The organism is Novosphingobium sp. (assembly GCF_965228995.1).
Lineage (GTDB): Bacteria > Pseudomonadota > Alphaproteobacteria > Sphingomonadales > Sphingomonadaceae > Novosphingobium.
Map to the genome: position 1 here is coordinate 739,151 of NZ_OZ245852.1, position 26,462 is coordinate 765,612.

20 protein-coding genes are annotated in these 26,462 nt (G+C 59.0%); 10 read left to right on the forward strand and 10 right to left on the reverse strand.

Features of this window, described 5'->3' with window-relative positions; genetic code table 11:
• Positions 1-9: 9 nt before the first annotated feature.
• The 4 genes from ACO056_RS03360 to ACO056_RS03375 are packed head-to-tail and all read right to left on the reverse strand — an operon-like array spanning position 10 to position 4,296.
• The gene (locus tag ACO056_RS03360) at positions 10-1,176 is read right to left on the reverse strand and encodes a thiolase C-terminal domain-containing protein (protein WP_421851798.1); all 1,167 of its coding nucleotides are present in this window, start codon (positions 1,174-1,176) and stop codon (positions 10-12) included.
• Positions 1,173-1,586: a Zn-ribbon domain-containing OB-fold protein gene (locus ACO056_RS03365; RefSeq protein WP_421851801.1), complete on the reverse strand. Its 414-nt coding sequence runs from the start codon at positions 1,584-1,586 to the stop codon at positions 1,173-1,175. Before ACO056_RS03365 ends, ACO056_RS03360 begins: the two co-directional genes overlap by 4 nt.
• Positions 1,571-2,785 (reverse strand): cytochrome P450, encoded by a 1,215-nt coding sequence (locus tag ACO056_RS03370; protein ID WP_421851804.1) that lies wholly within the window; start codon positions 2,783-2,785, stop codon positions 1,571-1,573. Before ACO056_RS03370 ends, ACO056_RS03365 begins: the two co-directional genes overlap by 16 nt.
• Before the next feature lie 11 nt (positions 2,786-2,796).
• A complete protein-coding gene (locus ACO056_RS03375) occupies positions 2,797-4,296 on the reverse strand; it encodes a class I adenylate-forming enzyme family protein (RefSeq protein ID WP_421851807.1) in 1,500 nt (499 codons plus the stop codon).
• A 169-nt stretch (positions 4,297-4,465) separates the two neighbouring features.
• Between ACO056_RS03375 and ACO056_RS03380 the strand changes: the two genes are divergently transcribed.
• Together ACO056_RS03380 and ACO056_RS03385 are read left to right on the forward strand one after the other, a co-directional pair.
• The gene (locus ACO056_RS03380) at positions 4,466-6,073 is read left to right on the forward strand and encodes a GMC family oxidoreductase (RefSeq protein WP_421851810.1); all 1,608 of its coding nucleotides are present in this window, start codon (positions 4,466-4,468) and stop codon (positions 6,071-6,073) included.
• 114 nt (positions 6,074-6,187) lie between these two features.
• Positions 6,188-8,623 carry a TonB-dependent receptor gene (locus ACO056_RS03385; protein WP_421851813.1) on the forward strand — a complete coding sequence of 812 codons (2,436 nt, stop codon included), beginning with the start codon at positions 6,188-6,190 and terminating at the stop codon, positions 8,621-8,623.
• A gap of 33 nt (positions 8,624-8,656) precedes the next feature.
• Here ACO056_RS03385 and ACO056_RS03390 read toward each other — a convergent pair whose 3' ends face one another.
• A complete protein-coding gene (locus tag ACO056_RS03390; RefSeq protein ID WP_421851816.1) occupies positions 8,657-9,352 on the reverse strand; it encodes a TetR/AcrR family transcriptional regulator in 696 nt (231 codons plus the stop codon).
• A 147-nt stretch (positions 9,353-9,499) separates the two neighbouring features.
• Between ACO056_RS03390 and ACO056_RS03395 the strand changes: the two genes are divergently transcribed.
• The 3 genes from ACO056_RS03395 to ACO056_RS03405 all read left to right on the forward strand — a co-directional run bounded on the left by ACO056_RS03395 (position 9,500) and on the right by ACO056_RS03405 (position 12,904).
• Positions 9,500-10,405, forward strand: a complete 906-nt coding sequence (locus ACO056_RS03395; protein WP_421851820.1) for an alpha/beta fold hydrolase — start codon at positions 9,500-9,502, stop codon at positions 10,403-10,405.
• 143 nt (positions 10,406-10,548) lie between these two features.
• The gene (locus ACO056_RS03400) at positions 10,549-11,733 is read left to right on the forward strand and encodes an aromatic ring-hydroxylating oxygenase subunit alpha (RefSeq protein WP_421851823.1); all 1,185 of its coding nucleotides are present in this window, start codon (positions 10,549-10,551) and stop codon (positions 11,731-11,733) included.
• A gap of 145 nt (positions 11,734-11,878) precedes the next feature.
• On the forward strand, positions 11,879-12,904 hold the full coding sequence (locus tag ACO056_RS03405; RefSeq protein WP_421851826.1) for an acyl-CoA dehydrogenase family protein: 1,026 nt from the start codon (positions 11,879-11,881) through the stop codon (positions 12,902-12,904).
• Between the two features lie 56 nt (positions 12,905-12,960).
• Here the strand turns inward: ACO056_RS03405 and ACO056_RS03410 are convergent, their stop codons facing one another.
• Both ACO056_RS03410 and ACO056_RS03415 read right to left on the reverse strand, forming a co-directional pair.
• On the reverse strand, positions 12,961-14,145 hold the full coding sequence (locus ACO056_RS03410) for an acyl-CoA dehydrogenase family protein (RefSeq protein ID WP_421851829.1): 1,185 nt from the start codon (positions 14,143-14,145) through the stop codon (positions 12,961-12,963).
• A 41-nt stretch (positions 14,146-14,186) separates the two neighbouring features.
• Positions 14,187-15,620: an aldehyde dehydrogenase family protein gene (locus ACO056_RS03415; RefSeq protein ID WP_421851831.1), complete on the reverse strand. Its 1,434-nt coding sequence runs from the start codon at positions 15,618-15,620 to the stop codon at positions 14,187-14,189.
• Between the two features lie 114 nt (positions 15,621-15,734).
• Between ACO056_RS03415 and ACO056_RS03420 the strand changes: the two genes are divergently transcribed.
• Positions 15,735-16,157 carry a GFA family protein gene (locus ACO056_RS03420; RefSeq protein ID WP_421851834.1) on the forward strand — a complete coding sequence of 141 codons (423 nt, stop codon included), beginning with the start codon at positions 15,735-15,737 and terminating at the stop codon, positions 16,155-16,157.
• Positions 16,154-18,472, forward strand: a complete 2,319-nt coding sequence (locus ACO056_RS03425) for a CoA transferase (protein WP_421851837.1) — start codon at positions 16,154-16,156, stop codon at positions 18,470-18,472. Before ACO056_RS03420 ends, ACO056_RS03425 begins: the two co-directional genes overlap by 4 nt.
• Before the next feature lie 82 nt (positions 18,473-18,554).
• Here ACO056_RS03425 and ACO056_RS03430 read toward each other — a convergent pair whose 3' ends face one another.
• Genes ACO056_RS03430 through ACO056_RS03440 form a run of 3 tightly spaced genes read right to left on the reverse strand, consistent with a single transcriptional unit; the run spans position 18,555 to position 20,346 of the window.
• The gene (locus ACO056_RS03430; protein ID WP_421851840.1) at positions 18,555-18,866 is read right to left on the reverse strand and encodes an enoyl-CoA hydratase-related protein; all 312 of its coding nucleotides are present in this window, start codon (positions 18,864-18,866) and stop codon (positions 18,555-18,557) included.
• Positions 18,863-19,093 carry an AAA family ATPase gene (locus tag ACO056_RS03435; RefSeq protein ID WP_421851843.1) on the reverse strand — a complete coding sequence of 77 codons (231 nt, stop codon included), beginning with the start codon at positions 19,091-19,093 and terminating at the stop codon, positions 18,863-18,865. Before ACO056_RS03435 ends, ACO056_RS03430 begins: the two co-directional genes overlap by 4 nt.
• Positions 19,093-20,346, reverse strand: coding sequence for a metallophosphoesterase family protein (locus ACO056_RS03440; RefSeq protein WP_421851846.1), 1,254 nt, complete (start codon positions 20,344-20,346; stop codon positions 19,093-19,095). The genes ACO056_RS03435 and ACO056_RS03440 overlap by 1 nt, the downstream gene beginning before the upstream one ends.
• Before the next feature lie 946 nt (positions 20,347-21,292).
• Here ACO056_RS03440 and ACO056_RS03445 point away from each other — a divergent pair.
• The 3 genes from ACO056_RS03445 (at position 21,293) to ACO056_RS03455 (ending at position 25,774) form a co-directional block, all read left to right on the forward strand.
• The gene (locus tag ACO056_RS03445) at positions 21,293-23,038 is read left to right on the forward strand and encodes a hypothetical protein (protein WP_421851849.1); all 1,746 of its coding nucleotides are present in this window, start codon (positions 21,293-21,295) and stop codon (positions 23,036-23,038) included.
• Between the two features lie 411 nt (positions 23,039-23,449).
• Positions 23,450-24,133 (forward strand): hypothetical protein, encoded by a 684-nt coding sequence (locus ACO056_RS03450; protein ID WP_421851852.1) that lies wholly within the window; start codon positions 23,450-23,452, stop codon positions 24,131-24,133.
• 123 nt (positions 24,134-24,256) lie between these two features.
• The gene (locus tag ACO056_RS03455; RefSeq protein WP_421851855.1) at positions 24,257-25,774 is read left to right on the forward strand and encodes a helix-turn-helix domain-containing protein; all 1,518 of its coding nucleotides are present in this window, start codon (positions 24,257-24,259) and stop codon (positions 25,772-25,774) included.
• Positions 25,775-26,462: the final 688 nt, after the last annotated feature.

Consider the following 26,462-nt stretch of genomic DNA (forward strand, 5'->3'; position numbering starts at 1 on the left):
CGTAGTCCTTTACGGGATCTGATTGGCAAAAATGGCCGAGCTGACCGTGGGAGCACCTGGCCCACCAGCCAGCAGGCATGTTCGCGCGCCCGCGACCGGGTTCGACGATTCACCGCGCAACTGCCGCACCGCCTCGATCGGCAGACCAATGCCATGGATAAAGCCCTGGGCGAGGTTGCCGCCCGAAGTGTTAATTGGAAGATTGCCGCCGTCGGCAATCAGGTTGGAAAACCGGATGACTTCGCCGGCATTTTCATAGTTGCAGAAACCGTGGTCGATCAATGACATGATACCCTGCGCGTCGAAGTTTTCGTACAACTGGACGACATCGATATCGGCGGGCGAAAGGTTGGTGTCAGCGTAAAGCCGACGCGCAATGGTCCTGAACCCGCCTGTTGCATAAAGATCAGCCGCATCGTTTTCGAGAAGGTCGCCCCACCCGGCGTCTGCCCCCTGTGCGCAGCCAAGAAGATAGACCGGCAGCTTCTTGAGGTCACGCGCCAGCTCTGCGGACACCATGAGCAGGGCGCCAGCGCCATCGTTCTCACGTGAACAATCAAACAATCGAAATGGCTCTGCGATCTTTCTGGAATTGCGCAGTATTTCGACGTCGAAAGCCTGACCGTAGCTCGCCGCCTCGGGATTTTTGGAGCCGTGGTGATACGAAGCGCGAACCAGTTCTTCGACAAGTTGCCGTGACACACCGTGATATTCGAACAGCCGGTTTGCCCGAATGGCGCAGGATTGCGCGGGCGAGACTACGCCGGCCGCAAGCAGGTGATCGTTGAGGTGGTGCGCCATCACGGCGGCAGACAAGCGACCGCTTGCGCCTTCAACCAGGGCCCGGAACACAACGACGGCTTTGGCCTGTCCGGTCAGGATGGCGCTCGCCGCAACCCCGAATGCGCCAGCGATCCCGCCACCGCCGCCACCCCAGACCGCGGCGGACCAGCGAAGTTCCTTGGTGCCAAGTTCGGGCATCAGGCGCACCGGCTCGTTGTGGTCGTCACCATAAGAGACGAAGCCATCCACGTCCGCAGGGTCGAAGCCAGCCTCCTCGCAGCAGGCCAGGATGGCATCGACCAGCACGCTGCGTTCGGGCAAGGGAGACTTCCCGCGCTTGTACTGGCGCAAGCCAACCCCCGCGATTGCGGTTTTGCCGTACAGCGGGCTCATCGTGAGCGACTCCAGATAATCGTCGGGATGTGGTCGTCGCCCACTGTTGTCGTGCCGGGATGCCCTGCGAGGGACTCGCCAATTCGCGGTGTCGCATCGTCCTGATCTTCGAACCGGCCGAGTAACCGCACGCCGCAATCGTCCACTTCGGCCACTACGCTTGTGAAGGGGAGTGGGAGCGATTCAGTCATGCCGAAGCGATGCCATGTGCGGGTCCAGGCAAACACTGTCGCCCGCATCGGAAGCTCGAACCAACTGTTGCCAAGGTTGCCGCACACTCCGCATCGATGGCCTGCTGGCCACGCCCAGCGATGACACCCGCTGCAACGAGGGAGGACGAGCTTGCCCTGCTGAAGGCCGTCCCAATAGGGCGCATCGGCGCCATCATGCCGGCTCACGCTATTTTCCATTCCAAAGGCAGATTCTCCAGTGCCATCACCGTTCCCATCCGGAATGCGTGGCTCTCGTTTGCGGTGGCCGAAAAGGCCGGGATGGATTTGACCCACTCCTCGGTCAGAATTCTGAGCTCGGCGCGACCGAGGACGTGACCAATGCACAAGTGAGGACCCGACGAGAACGTCAGGTGTGCGGTGCGCTTGCGATGGAGATCGAACGCGTTTGGTCGATCAAATTTTGAAGGATCCCGACTGCCCAGGCACAGGATGCACAGGACCATTTCGCCCGGCCGAAAATTCGCCTCGCCGATTGTCTGGTCTTTGACGACCAGCCGTGGCGTGTTGACGACCCCGAACAGCCGGATTGCTTCGTCGGCAAATGCACTGACGAGCGAAGGGTCGGCAGCGAGCTCCGCTTGGACGTCCGGCATCTGTGCGAGCTGCTGGAATGCAAACCCGGTAACATTGGTCACCGTATCCATTCCGCCGAGAAACAGCAGAAAACTCATCGCAAGGATTTCGCCCTCGGTCATTGTTCTCCCGCCAATATCCACGTTGATGAAATGGGACATCAGCTTGTCATCGGGATTTGCGCGTTTGGCATCGATCAAGGTCTTCATTTCGCCAAGGATCAAGCCACTCAAGCGCTCCAGTTCGGCAGGATCGCTGTGCGTATTGAAGAAGCCTTCGGCAAGCTCGCGAAAATCATGAAGCCGCGAAAGGTCCATTCCCATGAGGTCCATGAAAACGGTAACCGGGTAAATCTTGGCCACTTCGGCCTGAAAGTCACAACCACCCTGCTTGGCAACTGCCGATACCATCCTGGTTGCCAGTTCGCGCATGCCCGGCTCGAGGGCCTTGATGGCAATGGGGCCGAACATCGGCGCCATGGCTCGGCGATACGGCAGATTTTCAGGCGGATCGAGGTTCAGCGGAATGAACTTCGGAGGATTGGGAACGCGTGGTATCTGCATCTCGCGCGCCGAAAAATGTTCCGGATCAGTTACGATCTGTGAGATGCCTTCGAACGACTTGATGATCCAGTGACCGCCATTAAGCCGAGTCCAGAAGATGTCCGGTGCGTCAGCCAGCGCGGCAGCATAGCTGCCTTGCACATCCTCGTTGATCCGAGGATCACCATGGATGTTGAAATCGAAGATAAGGTGCTCCGGAACATGGCCAGGAGCAGCAGAAATTGTTGATTGAATGTTCATTTTGTTGCTCCTTAGCGGACGCGCGCGAGGTGTTCATGAGCACCGGCATAGCGTTCACGGACAGCAGGCTTTGACAGTTTACCGGTGGCAAGGCGTGGCAGCGGGTCAGCAGAGTAGGCGACGTAGCGCGGCACCTTGTAATTGGAGAGATTGTCGTTGCAGTACGCGATCAACGCAGCGACATCGACTTCGCTTGGTCCGTGATAGATGACAAACGGGGTTTCGCCGAACTTTGCGTCTGGCGCCGCAATCGCAAGGGCCTCAATCACACCAGGAAATTCACAGACGATTTTTTCGACTTCTGCAGCAGAAATATTCAGCCCACCCGAGATGATCAGATCCTTCATCCGGTCTATGAAGGTTAGCATGCCGCTTTCATCCAGTGATCCAATGTCACCCGAATAGAGCCAGCCATCCCTAATTGTTTTCGCGGTTTCTACCGGATTGCGCCAATATTCCTTCATCATGCCGGGCGCTCGCATCACGATTTCGCCTGGCTCGTTGGGATCGCAGTCCGTTCCGTCGGGCCGCACGACGCGGATGTCGATAAACACGCCCCCCCAACCGCATTTGTCGGGTGCGTCGAGGGCGAGATGCTCGGGCATGATCGTTGCGTTCCCGCCGACTTCGGTTTGTCCATAGATCTGGCGGATGATGATGCCTTTGGCTTTGTAGGCATCGAGCAATTGGCGGCTCACCCGCGAGCCACCGGCTGTAGCTAGCCTGATTGAAGTCAGGTCCGCAGTTGCAAACTCAGGAAGGGCCGCGATAAATTCGAAAAATGCGGGAACGGCTGCGAAGGTCGTGATTCGTTCTTGTTCGATCAATCTAAGAGCACGTAGCGCATCGAATTGTGGTTCCATGTAAATTGTACAGCCTTGCGTTGCGTAATGCATCAGCTGGACGAAACCGGCCGATGTGTTGAGCGGGGCGAGGCTAATGATGCGAGAGCCGGGTGCTGTGCTGATTTCCTCGACGGCCCAATTCGCCGCATAGGCCGTCATCGAGCGGTTTGTGAATACGACGCCTTTGGGCTTTGCGGTGGAACCCGATGTCGCAATGATGACGACAGGAGCGTCCGGGTCGGGATCATGATCGATCTGGGCCGGTTGCCCTTCGCGGAGCGATTCAATCTCGGTCATTTCGAGCGGGGCGAGCCCTGCATCGATCATCTGGGCCGCATGGTCGGACGTTGCAAAAGCGAACCTGGGTTCGGTCGATTCGCACAAGTCGGCAATTTCGCGTGCCGTGTAACGGAAGTTGACCGGATTCACGATCCCGCCGGCGCGGATTGTTCCCATGATCAGGGCTGCGTAGGCGAGGCTATTCGCGGAGCAGACGGCAACCCTGTCTCCAGGGCGCAAGCCCTTGGCGATCAGCATCGCTGCAATCCGATCCGACCAATCCTTGTATTCTGCATAAGTGAGTCGCTCGCCCCGCAGGACCACAGCCGGCTGCTCCCCGCGCATGCGGGCCCACCACGCGAGCGCGTTCGACAGTGTTTGCGACATTCATGCCTCTCCGAGCGCCATAAGGCTGGCGAAAACCCTCATTTGCCCGCAGGCTAAGTGAGATCCAACCTAATGGCAATAGTTTTCTCTGAAGGGGGTTGTGGCCTGAGCCGGTTACAGCTTATCTAGCGATAATAGAATAACGGCGCGCTGCGCCCGAGGAGGATGCATGGACGGCTTTGACTACGTGATCGTGGGCGCGGGGGCCGCCGGCTGCGTCCTTGCCTATCGCTTATCCGAAGATCCAAGGGTCAAGGTTTGCCTGCTGGAGGCCGGCCCGCGTGACAGCCACCCTTTCATTGCCATGCCCAAGGGCCTCGCCAAGGTGATGAGCGATCCCAAGCACTTGTGGGCATACGCGAGCGAGCCCGCCGACTGCACCGAGGGGCAATCCGAGGTCTGGGTCCGTGGGCGTGTACTGGGAGGTTCGAGTTCGATTAACGGCATGATGTATGTCCGGGGTCAGCCCGCAGACTTTGATGCGATCGCTGAACTGAGCAGCGACGACTGGAATTGGCAGCAAATTGGCGCAGCATACGCCGCGCTCGAAAGCCACGAACTGGGAGCGGCAGAGACGCGCGGCGATCGCGGCCCGCTCAAGATTACGATGCCGACGCTTAGCGATAAATTGTCTACTGCCATGATCCAAGCGGGCGAGGCTCTCGGGTGGCCGCGCAAGGATGATGTCAACTGCCCCGACAACGGCGACGGCATCGGCTTCGCGCCGCGCACCATCGCTGGCGGCAAACGGCAAAGCGCTGCAGTCGCATTCCTGCGCCCGGCAGAGAAGCGCTCCAACCTCACTATCCTGACTGACTGCACAGTCGACCGGGTCACCTTTGATGGAACACGCGCCAATGGCGTTGAATATGTTCGTGCAGGCGCGCGCGAGCGCGTGGAAGTGCGAGGCGAAGTCATCGTATGCGGTGGCGCCATGGCCAGCCCGGGCGTCCTCGAGCGGTCAGGAATTGGAGATGCCAGCCGGCTTGAAGCGCTCGGTATTCCGGTCGTTCATCACAACCCCGAGGTTGGTGAGGGGCTTATCGAGCACCGCGGCCTGATCATGCAATGGAAATTGACGCGTGACATCTCGCAGAACAAGGAATTTCATGGCTGGCGTCTGCTGCGCTCAACGCTGCGCTACTATTTGTCGCGGACCGGTCCGATGTCCGCAGCCGCTTACGAGATAGGCGGATGGTTCAGGTCTCGCCCAGGTCTGAACAGGCCAGACGCACAGGTCCTGATCGCACCTTTCTCCTTTGATTTCGCGAAGCAGCGCAAGGATGTCGAGCGATTTCCCGGCATGCATGTGGTGGTGTACTCGCTACGCCCGACTTCGCGTGGAAGCATCCATATCACCACGCTTGATCCGGATGCCGCTGCGAGTTTCCAGCCAAATTACCGTGCCAACGATGCCGATCGGCAGTCCATGATTGGAGCGGTCAGGGTCGTCCGCGAATATGTGAAACAGGCGCCGCTCGCCGAGCTTATTGGCGAAGAAACGATGCCCGGACCAAAATTTGAGACCGACGATGAGATACTGGCGGCGTATGATCGGTTCGGCACTTGCGCATACCACGCAGTTGGCAGTTGCCGCATGGGCAACGACGCAAGCTCGGTCGTCGACCCGGCGCTGCGTGTGCGCGGGGTAGTCGGGCTTCGTGTGATGGACACCTCGATTATGCCCGCGATTCCGGCCGGCAACACCCAAGGGCCTACAATGGCGATGGCCTGGCGCGCAGCCGATATCATTTTACGCGATCACGCAGCGGCATAAATGAGCAATCAATCTATTGACATTAGGTTGGGCGTGGGTACGTTAATCTAACAAGATCAGGTTTTGATATCTGACGCATTAATGTGTCCGGATCACAGGGAGAGGACTTTGCCAATGTCTCGTAGGATTCAACTCGCACTTGTTGCCCTGACGACCACTGCTCTGGTGCCGGTAGCGGCACTTGCCCAATCTGCCCCCGCGACGAGTGCCCCAGCCGACGATCAACAGGCCTCCAGCGCAGCGGCCCCGGACGAGATTATCGTGAGCGCCCGTCGACGCAGTGAACGCCTGCTCGATGCGCCGGTCGCCATCACCGCGGTCACTGGCGAGCGGCTTGCCCAGTACCAGGTATCGACCGTCTCAGATCTCAGCAGCCAGGTGCCCTCACTGATTGCCGGCAAGGCTTCGTCGGGATCCTCGTCGAGCATCTTCCTGCGCGGTGTCGGTTCGACCGCGCTGAGTGCCGGGTTCGACCAGTCGGTTTCGTTCGTGATAGACGGGCTTGCGATGAGCCGCGGCCGCGAAATTAGTCTTCCCCAGTTCGATATTCAGCGCGTGGAGGTTCTCAAGGGCCCGCAGGCATTGTTCTTCGGCAAGAACACAACTGGTGGTCTGATCAGCATCGTCAGCAATGGACCAACCGATCATTTCGAATTGGGACTGCGCGGTGGATATGAGTTCAAGTCTCGCGAGAAGTATGCGGAAGGGTATGTTTCAGGGCCGATTTCCGATACGTTGAGTGCCAGGCTCGCAGGCCGCTATTCGAAGAGCGATGGTGCCTTCATCAATACCGCGGCGCCGACCTACACCAACTACATTCCTGGTCAGTTCCGCACGATCACGTCTGATCGACGCGGCGGCGGGGAATCGATCGGTGTTCGAGGCACTGTCGACTGGACACCGACAGAGGCGGTCAAATTTGAACTGAAGGGCGGCTACTCGAGCCTGCAGGACCGTGGGCCAACCGACATCATCGAACGGCTATGTGGTGGTGGCCGCACCACACCACTTGCCGCCAATGGTATCCCTCCTAGCCCCAACGCCGACTGCACGGTCAACGGACGTTCGGACCAGTCGAACATCCCGATTCAGGTCGCCCAGGCCAACTATCGCTATGCACGCGACGGCCAGCTCTATGGCGATTTCAAGTCGCAGTACGCGGTCCTTACTGGCAACATCACGGGTGGCGCGATCGATATGACGACGATCACCGGATACTACCATTTCAAACAGACAGACTTAAACAACGTCTCGGGTGAGGCTTACCCAGCCGGGTTTTCCGAATTAAGCGACTTCAAGCAATTCTCACAGGAAATTCGCTTCCAGTCCAAGCTGGCAGGACCGTTCAACGTCCTAGCAGGACTCTACTACGCTCATGGCAAAATGGTGTTCAACACCGATGCCTACGTGTTCCCGGTGCCTCTCGATCCGACAACAGGAACTTATATCACGTTCAGCCGGAGTAACGGCTTCTCGAGCGATTCAATGTCCGGCTTCGCGCAAGGCACGTACAATTTCGGAGGGAAGGTCGAATTGTCGGCAGGCGCACGTTACAGTCTGGAATCGCGCAATTCCTACGAGCAGTCGCTTCCTGCTCACATCGCGTTCGCCGCATTCTTTCCGGCAAACGTGCGGATTGATGACCGATACCGCGATCACAACCTCTCTCCCGAAGCAACACTGCGCTACAAGCCGAACGCGGATACGACTTTGTATGCCGCCTACAAGCAAGGCTTCAAGGCTGGCGGATTCAACATCTCGCAATCGATCGTTCCTGGGGCGAACGATGCGAGCGGCCGCTACGGTGCCGAAAAGGCAAAGGGTGGCGAAATTGGCCTGCGCACTTTGCTGATGGATCGCCATCTCAGCCTTAACCTGACGGCGTACACTTACGACTACACCGATCTGCAGGTGCAGTTTTTCAATCCATCAACCCTCGGTCAGGTCGCAGGCAACGCTGGCAAGCTGACAACCCGAGGGGTCGAAGGCGACTTCAACTATCGCGTCCCTGGCATCGCGGGGCTGAGCTTACGAGGTGCGGGAGCCTATAACGACGCCAAATTCCACAACTTCGTCGGAGCCTGCTATTCAGGCCAGACCGTAGCCGGCGGATGCAACCTGCAGTTTGCCAATGGTGCGTTCAATGCCCAGGACTACGAAGGCCGGATCGCTCCCAAGGCTCCGCATTTCTCAGGCCGGCTCGGCGCGACATTGGAAGTCCCGGTCTCCTCGTCGGGCCTGAGCGCGGCTTTCAACGGGGACATGAGCTACACCTCGTCGTATAACTTCTCTGATGCACTCAACCCTGATGCGGTGCAGCGCGCCTACACCAAATTTGATGCTTCGATTGCGCTCTTTGGGCCCGAAAAGCGGTGGAATATCTCTCTGATCGGGCGCAATCTGACCAACCGTCTCGTCGTAACCACTTCGAACGACATTCCGTTTACCGGCGGGACCGGAACAGGTACTCCGGCCGGAAATAGGGCCGACCTCAACGTATATGTTGAGAATCCGCGCGAACTTTTTGTTGAAGTCGGCTTCAAGTTCTAAATATTGAAAGTGGGGAGCTGTAAAGGCTCCCCTTTAAACTGCTTTCAAGCGGGTTTTACCAAAACGCGTGCGCATTCCGTCAAGAAGAGTGCGAAGGCCTTCGATGAATACGTCCTCGTCGCTGGGCGCTACCTCGAGCGCATTCGCCAGATAGGGAAAATGCGCAGGATCGACAGGTGGCATTGCCGGAATGTGGTGCGCTTTTGCCGCCGCAGCGAAAAGCGCCGATCCGTACGTGAATTTCTCGGTCAGATCGCTCACGACAACATGAAACTCCGCCGGATATGGGCAATCTGCCAAGGAATGTTCATATGCGGGGAGCATGACCTGCCGTGGAAAGAAGCGCAGTGCCAACGACGCAGCGTTCGGATGCCGCAGCATGACGCGGCGCGTCGCGAGGCTTAGCTCGATCATCCGCTCTTCCCAGTCGACGGACCAGCTTGCTTGCTCGGAACCGACTTCCTGCAGCAATCTGCGTGCAACAAGGGCGAGCAATTCGTCTTTGTCGCGGAAGTGATGGTAGAGTGACGGAGCACTAACACCGAGCACGCGCGCGACGCTTTGGAGGCTCAAGGCTTCCAGACCATTCTGGTCTATCATTGAAAGGGCAGCATCGGCGGCTGCGTCGCGCGTGATCAGAGCGGTAGTCGGCCGCCCCGCGCGTGGCACGCGGCGCTTCGCGACTGGAACGGCCTGGCCATCGAGTTTGCCGGCTAACTTTCCTGGCATCAATCGGTCCTTAATTCTTCTGGCGGCCGCATAGTCAACTTGTTGCTACTGCCATTTGACCAGCGGCGCTAGCCGTTGACCGCGGCGCCGCAATTTGCAAAAATCTATTATCCCTAGATTGGAGGGTATGGAAAGGGCCAAACGGTCGTGCAACATAAAGAATTCGAGCAGGACGCCCGAATCGGCGCTTCAGCGCTAACGAAGGCTATCCGTCGCTACCAAACCCCTGACGGAGTAGAGCTTGTCGCTGACGATGCGGGGCCGCTTGCGGCGCCAGCCGTCATTCTGCTTCATGGAGGAGGGCAGACACGGCACAGTTGGTCAGGGGCGATGAATGCTTTGATCATGCGAGGTTATCGGGTCATCAATTTCGACGCTCGAGGCCATGGTGATAGCGATTGGTCGCAATCGGGCGCGTACGAGTTGGACGACAGAGTGTCCGATCTCAATGTGATCGTCTCGACTCTTGATGCGCCGTTCGCTCTTGTGGGGGCCTCGCTTGGCGGAGCTACCGCAATTCATGCGGTAGCAACCGGGACGAACCCGGAAGCGGTCGTGCTGGTGGATATAGTGCCTCACCCGGATCGGGTGGGGATTGACCGCATCGTTGGCTTCATGCGGGGTAATCCCGATGGCTTTGCTGACTTGGACGATGCGGCTTTGGCCGTGGCGCGATACAATCCCGAGCGCGCGCGCCCGAGCAGTCCGAGTGGCCTGATGCGAAATCTGCGGCTCCAAACGAACGGGCGCCTGCATTGGCATTGGGATCCCCGGATCGTTGACGCAGAACCGGAAAAGCAGCTCGAACTGATCACCCATTCCGCCAAGGTGCTGGGAAAACGACCAGATCTTCCTGTCCTGCTGGTCCGTGGTTTGAAAAGTGACGTGGTCACTGACGCCGGGGTTGCGGCCTTCAAGGCAATCTTGCCGAGCCTGGAAGTTTCTGACGTGGCGGGTGCTGGACATATGGTAGCCGGTGACAGAAATGATGCATTCAATTCGAGTGTGATCGATTTTCTCTGGCGCAACCTTCCCATCCACTCCCATCAATAAGCGATTGGTTAGGCGTCATGTCTGCGGGTCAGACATTGGCGCGGCGCAGCGACGCCCGTCGAATTGCGCCGCTTGAAATAAATCTATTGCCATTAGGTTGGGTTGGTATTAGCGTTGCACTGCAAATGGGAGATCGACGAGTCATGAACGACGTCGCAAACATGCCTAAGCCTGCCGAGCGTCGGATAACCCGGTTGGCCGACTTAACCTCCAGCCAGCAAGCCGACATTCGGCTCATCCCAGCTGAAAAGGATGCGGTAAACGTTCCCCTGGAAGCAACGCGTCCAAATAGCAACTTTACCGGTCGCGAGCGCTTTGAGGCCGAGCAGGCGCACATCTTTCGTCGGTTTCCCGTTCCTGTCGCGCTTGTGGCGTCGTTCTCCGAGCCTGGGTCCATCCTTGCTGTTGAGGCATATGGGGTGCCGCTTCTGATCTCGCGCGCGCGTGACAGTGAGTTCAGGGTCTTCATCAACGCCTGCCAGCACAAAGGTTCCAAGCTCGTCGAGGACTGCGAACCTCACATACAGGGTCGTGTGACTTGTCCCTATCACTCCTGGACCTATGGACTTGACGGCAAGCTCGTCGGCGTTGCCCGCGCGGACATGTTCAAAGGGTTGGACAAGTCCAAGCGTGGCTTGAAGCAGCTCCCATCGCGAACCGTTGGCGGCGTGATCTACGCACAACTTGATGGTAGCGATCCCGACTTCTCAAACGTGTCCGACCAGATCGCCAATGATTTTGATGCACTCGGGATCCCCGATTCCCATGTTTATGGCCACAAGGTGTTCGAGCTGAAGGCCAACTGGAAGTTGGTCCTTGAGCCGTTCCTTGAGGGATACCACGTTCAGCGGCTTCACGCAGCGTCGATTGGTGGACTCTTCGTCGACGCGCCGAGTATTGTTAGTTCATTTGGGGCAAATATTCGGCAGGTTTCTGGCCGAATTGGCTACTATCCCGGCATGCTTGACGAAAATATTGATGAAAACGTCCACAAGTTAGTTACGCATGCGTATACGACTTTTCCCAATCTCGTCGTTGTTACCAGTCAGTATTATATCAGCGTTATGATATTGATGCCACGCGACGTTGCCCATACAACAGTCCATTACTTCATGCTCACGCCCGGTCCGGCCACGACCCAAAAAGCCGAAGAGGTCTTCCAGAGATCGTATGAGATGATCCTCAATGTCTTCGGCAATGAAGATTTCCGTGCCGCAGAGATTACGCACGCAGGCCTGAATGCAGGAACGCCGGAAAATCTGGTGTATTGCGGACTTGAGGAAAATATCATTCGTTATTATCAAGCAATTGAAAAATTGCTCTATTAGCAGTTTTCGCAAACTCCTATGGCGTTGTTTGCTAATGCAGCATTCAATCTCCGTTTAGCCTGCAGATGCAGAGGGCGCGCCGGTAGATCGTTGGCTTCATCTGTTGCAACTAGCCCAAGGAAGCAGAAACATGAGGGCCTGGTAAATGGGCGAAGATCACGCAATTTTGCGCGCTGCCATCATCGGACGATTATCTCAAAAGGAGCCTTCCGCCATCTGGCCGGCGTTGGGCGATAGCGGCGTTGTGCCGCTCTGTGTTCCAGTAGACCTTGGCGGCCTAGGATTGGGCGTTGCGGACGCCGAGCCGGTCCTGGACGCCTTGGGGGAGTGCTGTGCAGCATCGAGTTTTCTCGAAACGTCGATCATCGCTGCCAGGCTTCTTGGCCTTTCGCGCACCGACGCGGGGGACGAGATTTTGCGCCGAATTGCCACCGATCATTGGCGCGTGGCGGTAGCGGGACTTGATGCCCGCTTGCGAGGCAATGTGCGGGCACATTGCAGCGACGGACACTGGATGATCGATGGATCTGCGCCAATCGTGCTCGACGCGGATGTCTCAGACGCCATACTCGTTGTTGCTCAATATGACGGCAAACCGGCCATATTCCTTGTTCCGGAGAAATCTCAATTCGAGCGGCGCGGCTTTCCGACAATAGACGGCCGAAACGCTGCCGATCTTTCCTTCCACCAGACCCCTGTCATTCCCATCGCGACAGACGCGACGGGCATCCTTGAGATCGTTTCCGACGAGGCAGTCGCTTGTCTGGCCATTGAAGCCTCTTCTCTAATGTGCCGGCTCGTCCATGACACGGTCGTCTATGCAAAGCAGCGCGAGCAATTTGGTCAGTCGATTGGACGCTTTCAGGTAATTCAACATCGCCTCGTTGACATGAATATCCAGGCCCGTCGATCGGGAGCGATCGCGCGAAAGGCAATGGCTGCCCTGGCCGGGCCGCAGATCGAACGTGAGCGAGCGGTCAGCGCAGCAAAGGTAACTGTGGCGCAGGCGGGACGCTTCATCGGGCAGCAGGCCGTCCAACTCCATGGTGGTATGGGCATGACGATAGAACTGCCCATTGGACGTTGCTTCAAGCGCCTGACCGTGATCGAGAGCGAACTTGGCGATGCCGATCAGCACCTCGAACGTTTTTCCGCCACGATGTCGGCCTGATCAATCTCGATGGAATAATCGACAGTCACTTGAGAGGGCATGATTCCTGAACTCGATCAAAGCCCCAATTCCGCTTTGGCAATTATTCCGCGCTGAATCTCGTTGGTTCCTGCGTAGATCGTGCCTGCGCGTTCGTTGATGTAGCGGAGCGGCGCGATCGCCTGCCAGGGCTCGCCGCTCGCGTAGTCTTCGATAGACCCGGGATAGCCCAGGAGTGGCCCGCCGGGCATGGAAACCCCGGGTTGCCAGGCCCTGCCGATAGGACCGGCTGCTTCGAGTGCGAGTTCAGTGACAAGCTGCTGGAGTTCGGTGCCGAGAATTTTCATCATCGAAGCATCGGTTCCGGCAGCACGGCCATTTGACAGTGCCGAGAGGATTTCCATCTCCAGCGCGTCGAGAACTTCGATCTGGATGGCGGCGTCGGCTAGGCGCGCATCGAAGTGTGCGCTGGGGGAGTGCTGCCGGCCTTCAGCGCGCGAAGCTGAGACTTGCTCGCGCAGCGCATCCAGGTTTGCGCGCAATTCGGGTGCATAAGCCGTTCCGCCGCGCTCGAATTCGAGCAGGTATTTGGCGACGGTCCAGCCTTGGTCGATTTCGCCCAGGACATTGGCGACCGGAACCCTGACGTTCTCGAAGAAGATCTGGTTCTGGATCCATTCGCCCGAATTCATCACTATGGGGCGAACTTCGATTCCTGGCGACGTCATGTCGATCAGCAGAAACGTGATCCCCTGCTGCTTGCGCTCGTTACGCGTCGTGCGAACCAGGCAGAATACCCAGTTGGCGACGTTCGCATGCGTCACCCAGATCTTCGAGCCCGAGCAAACCAGTTCGTCGCCATCGCGCACTGCACGCATCTGCAGCGCCGCGAGATCCGATCCGGCTTGCGGCTCCGAATAGCCCTGGCACCAGAAGTGCTCGCCAGACAGCATGCGCGGGAGAAAGTGCGCCTTCTGAGTCGGCGTGCCGTACCCTATGATCGCCGGGCCGGCCATGTTGATCCCCATCGGCGAGGTCGGCGGTGCACCCGCCGCGACACGCTCGCGGGCGTAGATGTGCTTTTGCACTGCGCTCCAACCAGCACCACCGTATTCCTTGGGCCAGCCCGGTGCAGCCCAACCTCTGGCATGCAGAATGGCCTGCCAGGCCATCTGCGCTTCATGGTCGGCATAGACGCTTGTCATCCGACTGCCGGCACGACGGATCTCCGGTGTCAGCGACGTTTCGAGAAATTCCCGCACTTCGCTGCGAAAGGCTTCGTCAGCCGGCGATAACCTTACGCTCATGCCAGTGCTCCAGACTTGGGAATGTAGATAGATTTTGGCCGCGTGAATTCCAGAAGTCCAGGAAGGCCGTTCTCCTGCCCAAACCCGGATTGCTTGGCGCCCGCAAGCGGAGTGAAGGGTGTCGATTGGAGATTCTGGTTTATCCAGACAGTGCCCGTATCCAGCCGATGAGCGATGGCGGTTGCCTGCTCTATGTCTTTTGACCAGACCGCACCCGAAAGACCATATTCCGTGTCGTTGGCGCGCCTGACGACTTCGTCGACATCGGCGAACTTGAGCAAAGGCAGAACCGGACCGAATGCCTCTTCGACCACCACGCGACTGTTATCCGGGGGATTGTCGACAATCGTCAAAGGTATGAAATATCCCCGTTTGGGAACCGGTGCGCCCTCGAGCATCGTCAGTCCGCTCGCGCGGGCTTCGGCGAGCAGGTCCTGCACTCTGGCGAATTGAATGGCATTCTGGATCGGGCCGTAGGTGCTGCCCTGCTGCGCCCCGTCGCCGACTGCAGTCTCTTTGGCCAGCTGATGCAGCCGGTCGCGGAGTTGATCGTATATATCCTCGTGAATGAACATCCGCTTTGTGACTACGCAGACCTGGCCGGTATTGTGGAAGGCTCCCTGGAAAAGCTCGCTTGCGATCGCATCGACGTCCACGTCTGGCATGATGATCGCAGCATCGTTACCACCCAGTTCCAGGGTGATCCGCTTGAGGTCCTTGGCAGCCGTTTCCATGACCCGCCGGCCGGTTGCGGTCGATCCGGTGAACGTAATCTTGGCAAAGCCTTTATGGGCGGTCATCATCGGCCCGAGTTCGTCGCCGCCCGAGATGATGTTGAGAACCCCGGCCGGGAAACAATCGCGGATTAGCTCGCCGATGCGCAGCGTGGTAAGGGGCGTGAAGGGCGATGGTTTGAGGACAAGCGTATTGCCCGCCATCAGCGCCGGAGCGATCTTCCAGATCGCTAGCAAAACCGGGAAATTCCAGGGCACAATCCCGCACACAACGCCCAGTGGAACATGATGAACCTCGATGCGACGTGTCTCGCTATCCTCGGTGACATCGACAGGAATATCTAAAAGAGTCGTCGCCTTGAGCCACATCGCCGCGCCACTGACCTCGGCCCTCGCGCCCTCTGTCGGGCGGCCCTGTTCGCGAGTGAAAAGCGCGGTGAGTTCCGGCACATGCGCTGCGATGATGTCGGACGCCGTGATCAAAGCGGCCTTGCGCTCGGCCATGGGCGTATCCCGCCAACCAGGAAAGGCTCGCGTTGCTGCCTCGACGGCGCTCTCCAACTGATCGGCGCTTGCTTCAGGGGCAAGCGCAAAGGGCTCCCCGGTAGCAGGATTGATGACCGGAATGGTCTTGGCGCTTGTCACCGCTTTTCCGTCGATTGTCATGCTGAACTCAGCAGGCGCTAACGTCGCCATCACCACTCTCCCTTGAGGCCAATTCAGCCTCGACAAGTTTTTGCGTATTTACAATCTAATGACGTTAGGTAAGTGATGCAATGGAAACTTGCGCATAAATCTGGGAGACGGACAATGGCTGACGATGTCGAGCTGAAGGGCGGCTGCAACTGCGGGGCTGTCCGGTATACGGTCAGTGCGCCACCTCTGGTCGTGGCTGCTTGCCATTGTACCCAGTGCCGCCGCCAATCGGGCGCAGCCTATTCCGTGAACCTGATCATTCGGGCCAGCACAATGCAGATCGAAGGCAAGTTGGCGTCGTGGGATGACCGCGGGACAGCCAGCGGCGCAGCACTCGCGCGTGAATTTTGCGGCAACTGCGGTTCGCCAATTCGATCGGTGCCGTCCGCAACACCCAAGATGGTGGCGCTCAAGGCGGGAACGCTCGACGACCCATCGGCCCATGCGCCCGCAATTCATATCTGGACAGCTTCAAAACTTCCCTGGGTCGTAATACCCGAGGGACTGCCCACGTTCGAGCAGGGTCAGCCAGCATGAAGCAAGCCGCTGCCTGCACCAAGCCGCTCACTGGAGTCGTCGTGATCGATGCCGTGAGCGGCCCCTTGGCGCCGCTCACCCGGTACCTGGCAGAGCTGGGCGCAGACGTGTTGCGTATAGTAGCAAGCGCTTCTTCAGACGAAATCACTGACCTAGCTTCAAATGTCGGAAAGCGCTGTCCGGATAGCGCGACCATCGCTGATCACATCGCAACCGCCCATGCAGTTGTTGTGGATTCCAAGTCGACGTTTGACCTTTCGTCGGCGCGGGCTGCGCGACCAGCCCTTGTCACAATGACAGTCAGCGACTTCGGGACCGACACCGCTTTTAGAGCATGGTCTGCCTCAGATCCCGTTCTGCATGCCCTCTCAGGTGAACTTTCGCGGTCCGGGATTCGGGGCAAGCCGCCGCTGCTCCCGCCCGGTGATCTGGCTTATCAATGCGCAGCGTCGCAAGGCGCCTTTGTGCTCGTGACCGCACTCTATCGGGCGTTCAAGACCGGAATGGGCGACCACATCGACTTTTCTGCACTCGATGGCGCGGTTCAGGCGCTTGATCCCGGGTACGGTATCAACGGCAGCGCAACTATGGGCAGGCCCATCCATCTGCTGTCGCGCGACAGGCCCGTCAAAGGAATTCAATACCCGATCCTTGCCTGTTCTGATGGGTACGTCCGAATATGCCTGCTCGCCAAGCGGCAGTGGCAGGGCATGTTCCGGTGGATGGGAGAGCCCGAGGCCTTTGCCGGTCCTGAATTCGAGAATACGGCCTATCGTTACAAGTCAGCCGACCTTCTGCCTGCGATTGCGTCCTTTTTTGCCGATCGCAAGCGTGCCGATCTTGAACGCGAAGGTCAGCAACACGGGGTTCCGATTGCAGCAGTTTTGACTTTTGATGAATGCCTGTCGTCAGACCATATGCTGGCAAGGGAAGCGTTTGCTCCGGCGATGCTACCGTCGGGCCGGAAAGTGAAAATTCCCAACGGGGTGGTCACGATTGATGGCGTCCGCATGGGGCCCGCTCCGGCCAAGAATGAGGGCGCTGCGATTTCCTGGCCGAAGCCAATGGCGAGCGAGACGCTTCCGTTTTCAGGGCTTCGCGTGCTTGACCTCGGGGTAATCGTGGTCGGTGCCGAGCAGGGCAGATTGCTTGGCGACGGCGGTGCGGATGTCGTCAAAGTCGAGTCGCGGGCTTACCCTGACGGCAGCCGACAATCGTACCTGTCTTACGGCTTGTCCGCGAGTTTTGCAGCAGGACACCGCAACAAGCGGAGCCTTGGGATCAATTTGCGTAATCCCGTCGGTCGCGCCCTCTTCCTGGAGCTGGCTGCCAAGGCCGATATCATTTTGTCGAACTTCAAACCAGGAACGATGGAATCGCTCGGTCTGGATTTCGATACGCTCGCGTCGATGAATCCAGCGCTTGTGGTTGCCGACAGCTCCGCGTTCGGGACGTCGGGGCCATGGAGCGTCCGCATGGGTTATGGTCCACTCGTCCGCGCCGCAACCGGGATGACGCTGGCGTGGCGCTATCCGGATGATCCCGCGAGCTTTTCCGATTCCGTGACTATCTACCCCGACCATGTCGCCGGCAGGATCGGTGCAACCGCCGTCGTTGCAATGCTGATCCGCAGGCTTCGCACCGGGAGGGGCGGGACTGTCAGCGTATCGCAGGCAGAAGTCATGCTGGCTCATTTTGCGAAGGATGTGGCTCGGGCTTCAGCCGGACTTGTCAGCGACGAGACTCCCGACTGGCCCTGGAGCGTCTATCGTGCAGCCGGCGACGATGAATGGTGTGTCGTCACCGTGCGCAACGATGACGATTGGCAACGACTTTGCGAAAAAATCGGGCTGGCCGAAGGCTCCGAACTCAGATCGCCAGCACAGCGAATTGCGGCGCGCGACAAAATCGATGCGGTTCTCGCGCCCTGGATTGCGGCGCGGACAGCAGAGGCTTCCATGCTGGAGCTTCAGGGCGCCGGCGTGCCCGCTGCGCGGATGCTGCGCGTCGCGGACCTGCCAGACTTTGCCTATTTCCGCGAGCGTGGGCTATTTCGCACAGAAATCCATCCATATCTGGCTGAGCCTGTTATAGCCGAGCGATGGTCCTCCAAACTTTCCAATGCGGCGGATGTGCCGGATAGGCCAGCTCCACTGATGGGTGAACAAAGCGAACAGGTCCTTACGGACTGGATCGATCGGCCAAACGAAACCTTTGCCTTGATCCAAGCAGGCGTGCTTGAGCCAATCGATCCGGGCACCTACGCTGACGCGATAGCCGGCGGTCAGGACAAGGCGGCGGCAGCGGGCACCTAGCGCGGCGCTGGGAGTACCTACTCTGAATAGGGTAGGCGGACTCCAGCCGATCTTGCGCGCCTAGCACATTTGCGTCGATCACCTACTGCCCTGTCCATTTCGGCGGACGCTTCTGGGCAAAGGCCAAAGGCCCTTCGCGGCTGTCCTTCGACCGGAACAGGGCCTTGACTGCCGGATACCGCTCCTGACCAGCATAAGCTGCGGCCAGTGTTGGCTCATCGAGTCCCTTTTGGACAGCCTGCTTGGAGGCGCGGAGCGACATTGGCGACAGCGCGAGCATGGCGTCCGCAAGGCGTCGCGCGGTCGTCATCAAGTCATCAGCAGGTACGACCTCGTGAACAAATCCCAGTTCGAGCCCTTCGGCGGCGGTCACTTGCCGGGCAGTCAAGATCATGCCCATTGCTCGCTTGAGACCGATCTGGCGGGGTAGTCGAAGCGGAAGTTGTAGGGCGACCGCATGGGGATTCCGAACAGAAGATCCCTTACCGCGGCCATCGACGTGCTCTTACCGGCCTCGTTCGCGCCGTAGATAAGATGGAGGTCGGAGGCGCCCGCTCGAAACTCGAGGACGCGATCCTCGAAGTGGCCATACTTCTCCAGACTGAGTGTGGCGAACCGCATCAGGCGTCCCCTAACAAGCGAGCCCGCAGTGCGGTCGCGCTCGCCTTTAGGATGCGGTCCCAGCTACCGGCTTCGGCGAGCGCACGCAGCTCGTCCTCCTCGGGCTCTCCAAGTGAGGACTTGGCCGACACGAGGAACGGCTCGAGCTCAATCCTCAGCTCCGCGATAAGATCTGGATCGGAAGGCGCCTCGTCAATGATCTCGGCGAAGTCGAGGCCAGCTTCCGGCCCTTGAGCGGCAGGCGGTGAGGTTACCTCGCTGACCACCTTCTCGATCCAGAGATCGGGCGAGATGGATGTGGCGATCGCGCAAACCTCGTCGCGGAGTTCCGCCGCGCGGTCCTTCAGCGTGCCCGCGATCTCCGAGGATCCGTAAAGCGCCACACGGACGATCAGCGGTCGGCCTGCGCCTTCACTTGGCAATGTGGACCCCAGGGCGGAACGGATCAGGTCAGTAACACCGTCCATCCGGGCATCCGTGCAGTCCACCTCGATCCTGCTCCAGCGAAGCACGTCGAGCTCGACGGGTATAACGGAGCTCACCTGCCTGTCGGCCACCTCCACGAGCACTGCGCCCTTCGGACCAGTCTCGCGGATGTTACGGCCCTGAAGGTTGCCAGGGTAGACGACGTGCGGTTCTGTGGAGACGATCTGCTGGGCGTGGACGTGTCCCAGGGCCCAATAGTCGTAGCCCTTCGCCATCAGGTCGGGAACGTCGCAGGGGGCGTAGGGCGCGTGCCCTGGAGCGCCGGAAAGAGCGGTGTGGAGCACGCCTACGTTGAAGGCGTGCGAGATGGCGTCGGGGTATTTTGCCACGAGGTTTTCCGTGACTGCAGGCGTGGCAAAGCTCTGGCCGTGCACCGCGACGCCGAGATCTTCCAGCAGGTGCGTCTGAGGCTGGCGGCTGCTGAAAAGCCGTACGTTGGCGGGCCACGGTATCTGACGAGTTATCACCGAGGCCGCGTCGTGATTGCCCGCAAGCAGAAAGACCGGGATGCCTTCTCGGTCCAGTCGGCCCATGGCGTGCGCGAAGTAGAGGCCCGTCCCCATGTGCTTCCATTCGCCGTCGTATAGGTCTCCGGCGATCACCATGAAGTCGACATGCTCCCGGAGCGCCAGGTCGATCAGGTTGTCGAAGGCCGCACGGGTCGCGCCGCGGACGTCCTCGAGCGGAATGCCCTCGTAGCGCGCGAGGCCGTGAAGCGGACTGTCCAAGTGCACGTCGGCCGCATGCAGAAATCGGAAGCTGCCCATTTACCCCCTCCGGTTCGTCATTTCTCTGACGAACGAACTCCGCTGTGCTCCATGCTTGGCTCACATTAGACGATCCGGGCCAAATTGCGAGCGTGTCGAAGCGCCGGCGTAGGGTCAGCCGCTTCGTAAGACCGCTGCGACTAACGACCTTTTCGTCAGCAAGAGCTTGAATAGTTGCTTGACGGCTGATTTCGCTGTCTGCCGTTCGACCCACTGAATTCGCAACCTACCCATTAATAGCTGTTCCGGGTGCAATTACGGCGAAATTCTATTTTTGCGGAATCTTAGCTTAGGACTTGCCAGGCAGCTTACAGCCCTATTGCGGCCGCTGAGCGAGACTCATTGGACAGCGTTCGAACTTCCGGTGTCGACCACCTTCGGTCAATCGCATCAAACACTACGAACGTCCGCTCCCGACAGATGCCGCCAATCAGACGCGCCGAAGCGGACCGTCAGGTATGCGCCCTAATTTTGGTCATTCCAGCATTGAGGGCCAGTTCCTGAAACCGGTCATTGCGGTTGAGCCGCCTACGATTGTTTGGCCTGGGCCCGCACGCGGGACGGCCCGGACCGGCACCTTACAGCAACAAACCGAATTGGCTGCCGTTTGGTCATCTGTCAGCGTCACTCGACGCCGCGCCAAAATCGGTTTGCGCAACACCGAATCGCGCTGCAATCTTGCCTTCAACCGGGCTTTTCTAGGAGTCCTTTTGGAAAATATCGTTTGAATTCGCGCCACATTCCGCGATTCAACATGGTGCCACCGACTGCAGTTGGATCGGATACGGGGCAATCTCTGAACAGCGACGTGCATACCGCGAACTTTGCGGAGGCCCGTTCGTGCCAGCAAGCGCCCGTGCTGCGGGACGTTGCCCGAAACGCGGCTTGTCAGCCAATGTCCCGGCGCTACGTTTGATGCGAGGCAAGTCATAAGGGGGTATCGGGCGTGGCGCAAACATCGACGGTCTGGCGTCTGCCCACGATGGGCCGAGGCGAGCAAATCGTGATTGCCGCCACGTGGGGCCTGTTGGCGGTGTTTTTGGTGGTTGGCACGGTCGGCGCGGCCCGGATCATGCTCGATTTTGGCGCTGCGGCGTCACGCGCATGGCTGCCGCTGGGCATATCCTTCGACAGCTCTGCCAATCGGATTGAAACTGCCCTGCCGGAGGCGGTCGCGGCGGGGGCGCGGGTGGGTGACCAGATCGAAGCGATCGATGGCGTCGCCGTGCCGCGCCACAACGATGACGATCTGATCGCCGCCGAGCAGGCAAACCGTCGATTGTTGGTCAACGAGGGCCAGCCTGTGACGTTGACTGTGCGCCATCCTGGCGGCGCGGCGCGGCGGGTGGAGCTGGTCCACCGCGAACGCACGGCGCAGCGGATGCTAGCGCCTGCAGGATTGTCACCCGCAGTGATGACCTGGCTCTGCGTCGGACTGTTTGCTCTGGCGCCGGTGGTCTTGGCAGGCGGTGCGCTCCTTCTGTTTCGGCGCCGAGCCGAACCGGTGGCTGCCCTGCTGTCGGTCGGCCTGCTGGCGCTGGCCGCGATTGCGGGCAATCAGGCGTGGTTCTTTATGGTCAACGGTGCCTGGTGGCTGTTCGAAGCGGTTGCCATGCTGGCCTTTGCCGCGTTGGTCACCACGTGTCTGTCGTTTCCCACTGGCGAATTCAGGCCGCGCTGGACCGGCTGGCTGGCGCTTGCCTTGCTGCCGCTTATCGTTTGCATGGTGCTGCTGCCTGCCTCGGTTTTTCCGATCGTGGTAGTTGTCGCGGTGCTGTCACTGGGTGCGCTGGTGCAGCGGTATCGCAGCGAAACCCGCGATGCGCGGCGGCAATGGCGCTGGGCGATGCTGGGGTTCGTCCTCGCGTTCGGCTGGTTTGCGGGTGTGGGATGGATATTGGACAGTATCATCTATCCCGCGTTTCCCGCTGCGGTGATCGGGCCTTGGACATTCATTACCACCCCGGCGTTGTATGCGATCACCGCGCTTCTGATTACCGGCGGGCTGGTGATGTCGCTGTTGCGTTATCGGCTGTATGATGCGCCGGTGGTGATCAGCCGGTCGCTGCTGTATGGCGGCATGACGCTGGCGTTGGTGGCGATCTTTGCCGGCACCGAAAAGATAATCGAGATCGTGGGTGAGAAATGGTTTGGCGAGAGCATTGGTGCGCTGGCCGGCGGACTGGGCGCAGCCTTTGCTGCGGTGGCGATTGGCCCGCTACACCATCGCATTGGCCACTTTGTCGAACATCGCTTTCGCGCCGACCTCGTCCGTTTGCGCCGCGACGGCCCAATCCTGATCGACGACCTGGCCGAAGCCGGCGGCCGCGAACACCTTATCGATGCTGTCTGTGAGCTGCTGGTCGAGCGACTACATGTCCAGCGCGCGGCTGTGGTGGTGCGTCAGACCGCAGCCGGCGAGCACGGTCTTGCCATGTCGATCGATCATCACGACTCAACCTGGCCGATTCGTGTGCCATTGAATCACGCTACCACACTGCAGATCGGACCGCGCCCTGATGGCAGCCTTTGCGACGCGCAAGAGCGCGAGGCGATTGGCGACCTTGCGCTCCGTCTGGCGCGCGTTTTGAGTGTGCTGGCACGGCGCGAGACACGCGAAGCGGCTTTGCTGGTCCGCATTGCTCGGATCGAAGCCGCGCTGGCGCTCGTGGCAGAGGCCATGCCGCACTGAACCTGCCATACAGCCTAGGGCCCAGACGCAACTGAACCGGCATTAGGCCCACGCTGCTAGTAGGCAATGCGCCCCATTCTCGGCCGTTCAGCGTGACGACCGGTCTCCCTAAAAGCCGCCGTTTATGCGCGCTCGCGGTCGCGCACAAAAAGGTCTGCACTTGGTACGAAGCAGTCGTTGACGGCCGGCTCGCTAAACGGCGGTTTCAGACAAGAGCCGACGTTTGCAAATTGGACCATTAAGGATCCACCTCCGGTCAGCACCAGCCAAGCCGCTGACGGCGGAATGACCCATTCCCGGCCATTCATGGCACCCATTCCTATTCCCGAACAGTCGATCAGATGAGGTAATGTTGATCCGCAGCGCCAGGGGACATGGTGCTGCGTACGGAAGCACGGTAGCGTGGCGGACATGAACCCTGCGCTGCTACAGATTCCCGATCGTATCCTAAATCTGGCTATCGGCGCTCTGACGCAAGCCAATACCCACGCCGTTTATCTCGATCCCGGAAACGAGCATTGGCAGCATATTTGCGTCCTCAACGCTGCCCATGCGGGGGAGCTGTTCCTGAAGGCTATCATCGCCAGAGAACATCCGCTTCTGATTTTCAAGGATATATTCGGGCTCGACGATAATCGTGGCGGCATACTCGATATCGAAACGCTCATAAAGCGCGGGCGCACACATGATTTCGAACGCCTGCCGCAGATATTGTGGGCGACCACGGGCAAGCGCATCCCCAATCCGAAATGCTTTGAGCGGCTTCGGCTGGCGCGGAACGCCATCCAGCATTTTTGCGTCCCCGCGCGGGAAGACTTCCAGGCCCTGTCGCGGGAATTCATTTACACGATCATCGACCCACTAATAGCCGACGCGTTTGGCCTGTATGCGATCGAATATCATGAGGATCACAGCGTCAGCTACGACTACGTCGTTGGCGCGTTGTTGCGCTCCGGCCTGAAATTCACCGTTCCTGACGATTTCGCGGTAACGGAAATTCACATGGCCGAAGAACTCGAAGGAGCCGCACAGCCCTACAAAAATTGGGTGCGCAAGGAAATGAAACGGGTGAACCGGCTCGACCTGTTAACCTAATTTCGACCCGTCTGCCGTATCAGCCTCCCGGCTTGTTGATCGCTATCTCGTTATCATGGTCGCGCGAGGATGGTCCCGTTAGCCAACGTCGACTACGCTGCAGGGCAGAGGGGGAACTGCACTATGGGGAAGCGTAGTATCACGGATACCGAGATCGCCCTGATTAAAGCGATGCTCGGCCGGAAGATGAAGAACAGCGATATTCAGCTGTATTTCAACAGGCCCGATCGCAAAGTGAACAGTGGCCGGATCACCGGGATTGGCAACGGATCTTACAGTAACTCAACGGCAATCGTTGCGGCGACACAATCTGAGGTAGACGCTTTTCTCGCAAACCCGCCCGCTCTTACGCCAGCTGGATCTGCTCAACCAGATGACAATCCGTTGTCACAGGCCAACATCGTCGGCTATTTCTCCAAGGGCAGTGATGGGGTGTGGCGGCTCGGCGGTGGTGAAACAGATCGATGCGAATGCAAGGCAAACTTCGGCTTCAAGCATCAGGACAAATGGCTTCGCGCGATAGCTGCCTTGGCGAACAATGCTGGCGGTCTTTTGTTCTTCGGGGTCCATGACAAGGATACCAAGGGACCGAATGGCGAGGACTGGAGTCACGCGGTCGGCGGCTTGGATTCCGGCGAGTTTGCCGATGCCGACCCCGCAGATTTCTCCACGAGTGTGAAAGCCATGTTCGATCCCACGCCCGTTTTCGGAATCGCGACGGCAACCGTCGACGGGAAAACGATTGGCGTGATACATGTGCAGCAGCATGCCAGCCGACCGGTAATCGCGGTGAAGCAGGTCGGTTCAATCAAGGAAGGCGACATTTTCTATCGCTATCCTGGTCAGTCATCGCGGATCAAATACAGCGATCTACGTGCTATTCTAGATGCTCGCGACGCGGAAGCCCGCGCCCAAATCCTGCCGATGGTGGAAAAGTTGCTTCAATTGGGCCCGGCGCGTTCGATGGTCGCCGATCTCGACAGCGGTATGCTGACCGATGGTGGCCGAACCCTGCAGATCGACAAGGCACTGCTTGAGAAGCTGAGCTTCGTGAAGGAAGGACAGTTTAGCGAGGTTGAGGGAGCGCCGACGCTTCGTCTGGTGGGCGATGTCACTGCGTTGGAGACTGACGGCAAGCCGGCAAACCATTTTGGCATGCTGACACGGGCACACATCCTCGAGGCGTTCCTCGATCAGACGCACCCCAACGATCCGACGGACTATATCCGATTCGCTCTTGAGGTCGGCCAGAATGAGCGGTTGCCCCTCCACTATTTTGCAGGCTTGGCCGGCATGTCGCGCGATGCGCTTGTCGCCTTTATTGATTCGACTTCGGCGACACCCATCAAGAAAAAGCGGTATATCGACTGGACCAAACCCGATGCCGCCTTTCATGCGGCGGTCGGCACGCCGAAGGGCTATCTAACCAATATCCTGGCAGGCAATCTTCCGGCCGTCACCAGCCCAACTGTTGCAGGGCACATCGGTCAGGCCATCCAGGCCATGCCCTCTGATGCGACCTTTGATCTTCCGATACTCTTGAAGCTGCTTCGGGAATGCCTCGCTGTCGGAGCATCGACATCGGCCGAGAGCTTTTTGCGCCGAGGCATCTGTCGGATCGATGAACTAAGCTTCAGTTGATCATCAGGTGCGGGCAGTGACGTCGCATGAGAGTGCTTTCCGCAAGCAGCGCCCTTAGCGGATGCCACAAGCAAGATGAAAGAAGAGCCGCTTATCTCACTTCGCCCCCCCCCAGAGCGGTCAGGCTGGTATCCACCAGTGTTCCGACGTGCCGGTTTGCGGCCCAAGGGTTGAAGGCCTCGTATTCAATCGGCTATTCGGCATGTTCCGATCGCGGTCCTTGATCGGGCTGAACGGCAGCTAATGTCGGGATCAGACGTTCGCCGCAATGAACGCAAACGGCCATTTGTGGTCGACTGCTGCCATAGCCTTTTGGGCCCGTTGAACGTCCGCTAAGCCAGTATCGCCTCCCGGGACCTGCCTGTCGGCTTCCGGCCCATTTGCAGTCGCAGTCCAACCAAAATTTGCGCTCGCCGAGTGTCGGGTTTTGGTGACGAACCTGCCGCGTAATCGTCGGCGCGGGAACGGCGAGTTTGTCCCATATTCTGACCTTTCTGGCAGCGCGACCTCGATCTTGCTCGCATGGCTGGTCCTGTGAACCCAGAGTGGCGGTAATTTGAACGCTAGGACCAACATTCCGGCACGCAGTCACGCATCTCTTCGTAGTCCGGCAAACAGCTCGCTACTGAGGAGCAGATAATGTTCGACTTCATGCCAGAACCGAGCATTGCTCTGTTCGTCAGGTTTA

Coding starts and splice junctions, on each gene's coding strand:
- ACO056_RS03360 (WP_421851798.1), bottom strand. CDS start 1,176: ATGAGCCCGCTGTACGGCAAAACCGCAATCGCGGGGGTTGGCTTGCGC.
- ACO056_RS03365 (WP_421851801.1), bottom strand. CDS start 1,586: ATGGAAAATAGCGTGAGCCGGCATGATGGCGCCGATGCGCCCTATTGG.
- ACO056_RS03370 (WP_421851804.1), bottom strand. CDS start 2,785: ATGAACATTCAATCAACAATTTCTGCTGCTCCTGGCCATGTTCCGGAG.
- ACO056_RS03375 (WP_421851807.1), bottom strand. CDS start 4,296: ATGTCGCAAACACTGTCGAACGCGCTCGCGTGGTGGGCCCGCATGCGC.
- ACO056_RS03380 (WP_421851810.1), top strand. CDS start 4,466: ATGGACGGCTTTGACTACGTGATCGTGGGCGCGGGGGCCGCCGGCTGC.
- ACO056_RS03385 (WP_421851813.1), top strand. CDS start 6,188: ATGTCTCGTAGGATTCAACTCGCACTTGTTGCCCTGACGACCACTGCT.
- ACO056_RS03390 (WP_421851816.1), bottom strand. CDS start 9,352: ATGCCAGGAAAGTTAGCCGGCAAACTCGATGGCCAGGCCGTTCCAGTC.
- ACO056_RS03400 (WP_421851823.1), top strand. CDS start 10,549: ATGAACGACGTCGCAAACATGCCTAAGCCTGCCGAGCGTCGGATAACC.
- ACO056_RS03405 (WP_421851826.1), top strand. CDS start 11,879: ATGGGCGAAGATCACGCAATTTTGCGCGCTGCCATCATCGGACGATTA.
- ACO056_RS03415 (WP_421851831.1), bottom strand. CDS start 15,620: ATGGCGACGTTAGCGCCTGCTGAGTTCAGCATGACAATCGACGGAAAA.
- ACO056_RS03420 (WP_421851834.1), top strand. CDS start 15,735: ATGGCTGACGATGTCGAGCTGAAGGGCGGCTGCAACTGCGGGGCTGTC.
- ACO056_RS03425 (WP_421851837.1), top strand. CDS start 16,154: ATGAAGCAAGCCGCTGCCTGCACCAAGCCGCTCACTGGAGTCGTCGTG.
- ACO056_RS03430 (WP_421851840.1), bottom strand. CDS start 18,866: ATGATCTTGACTGCCCGGCAAGTGACCGCCGCCGAAGGGCTCGAACTG.
- ACO056_RS03435 (WP_421851843.1), bottom strand. CDS start 19,093: ATGCGGTTCGCCACACTCAGTCTGGAGAAGTATGGCCACTTCGAGGAT.
- ACO056_RS03440 (WP_421851846.1), bottom strand. CDS start 20,346: ATGGGCAGCTTCCGATTTCTGCATGCGGCCGACGTGCACTTGGACAGT.
- ACO056_RS03450 (WP_421851852.1), top strand. CDS start 23,450: ATGAACCCTGCGCTGCTACAGATTCCCGATCGTATCCTAAATCTGGCT.
- ACO056_RS03455 (WP_421851855.1), top strand. CDS start 24,257: ATGGGGAAGCGTAGTATCACGGATACCGAGATCGCCCTGATTAAAGCG.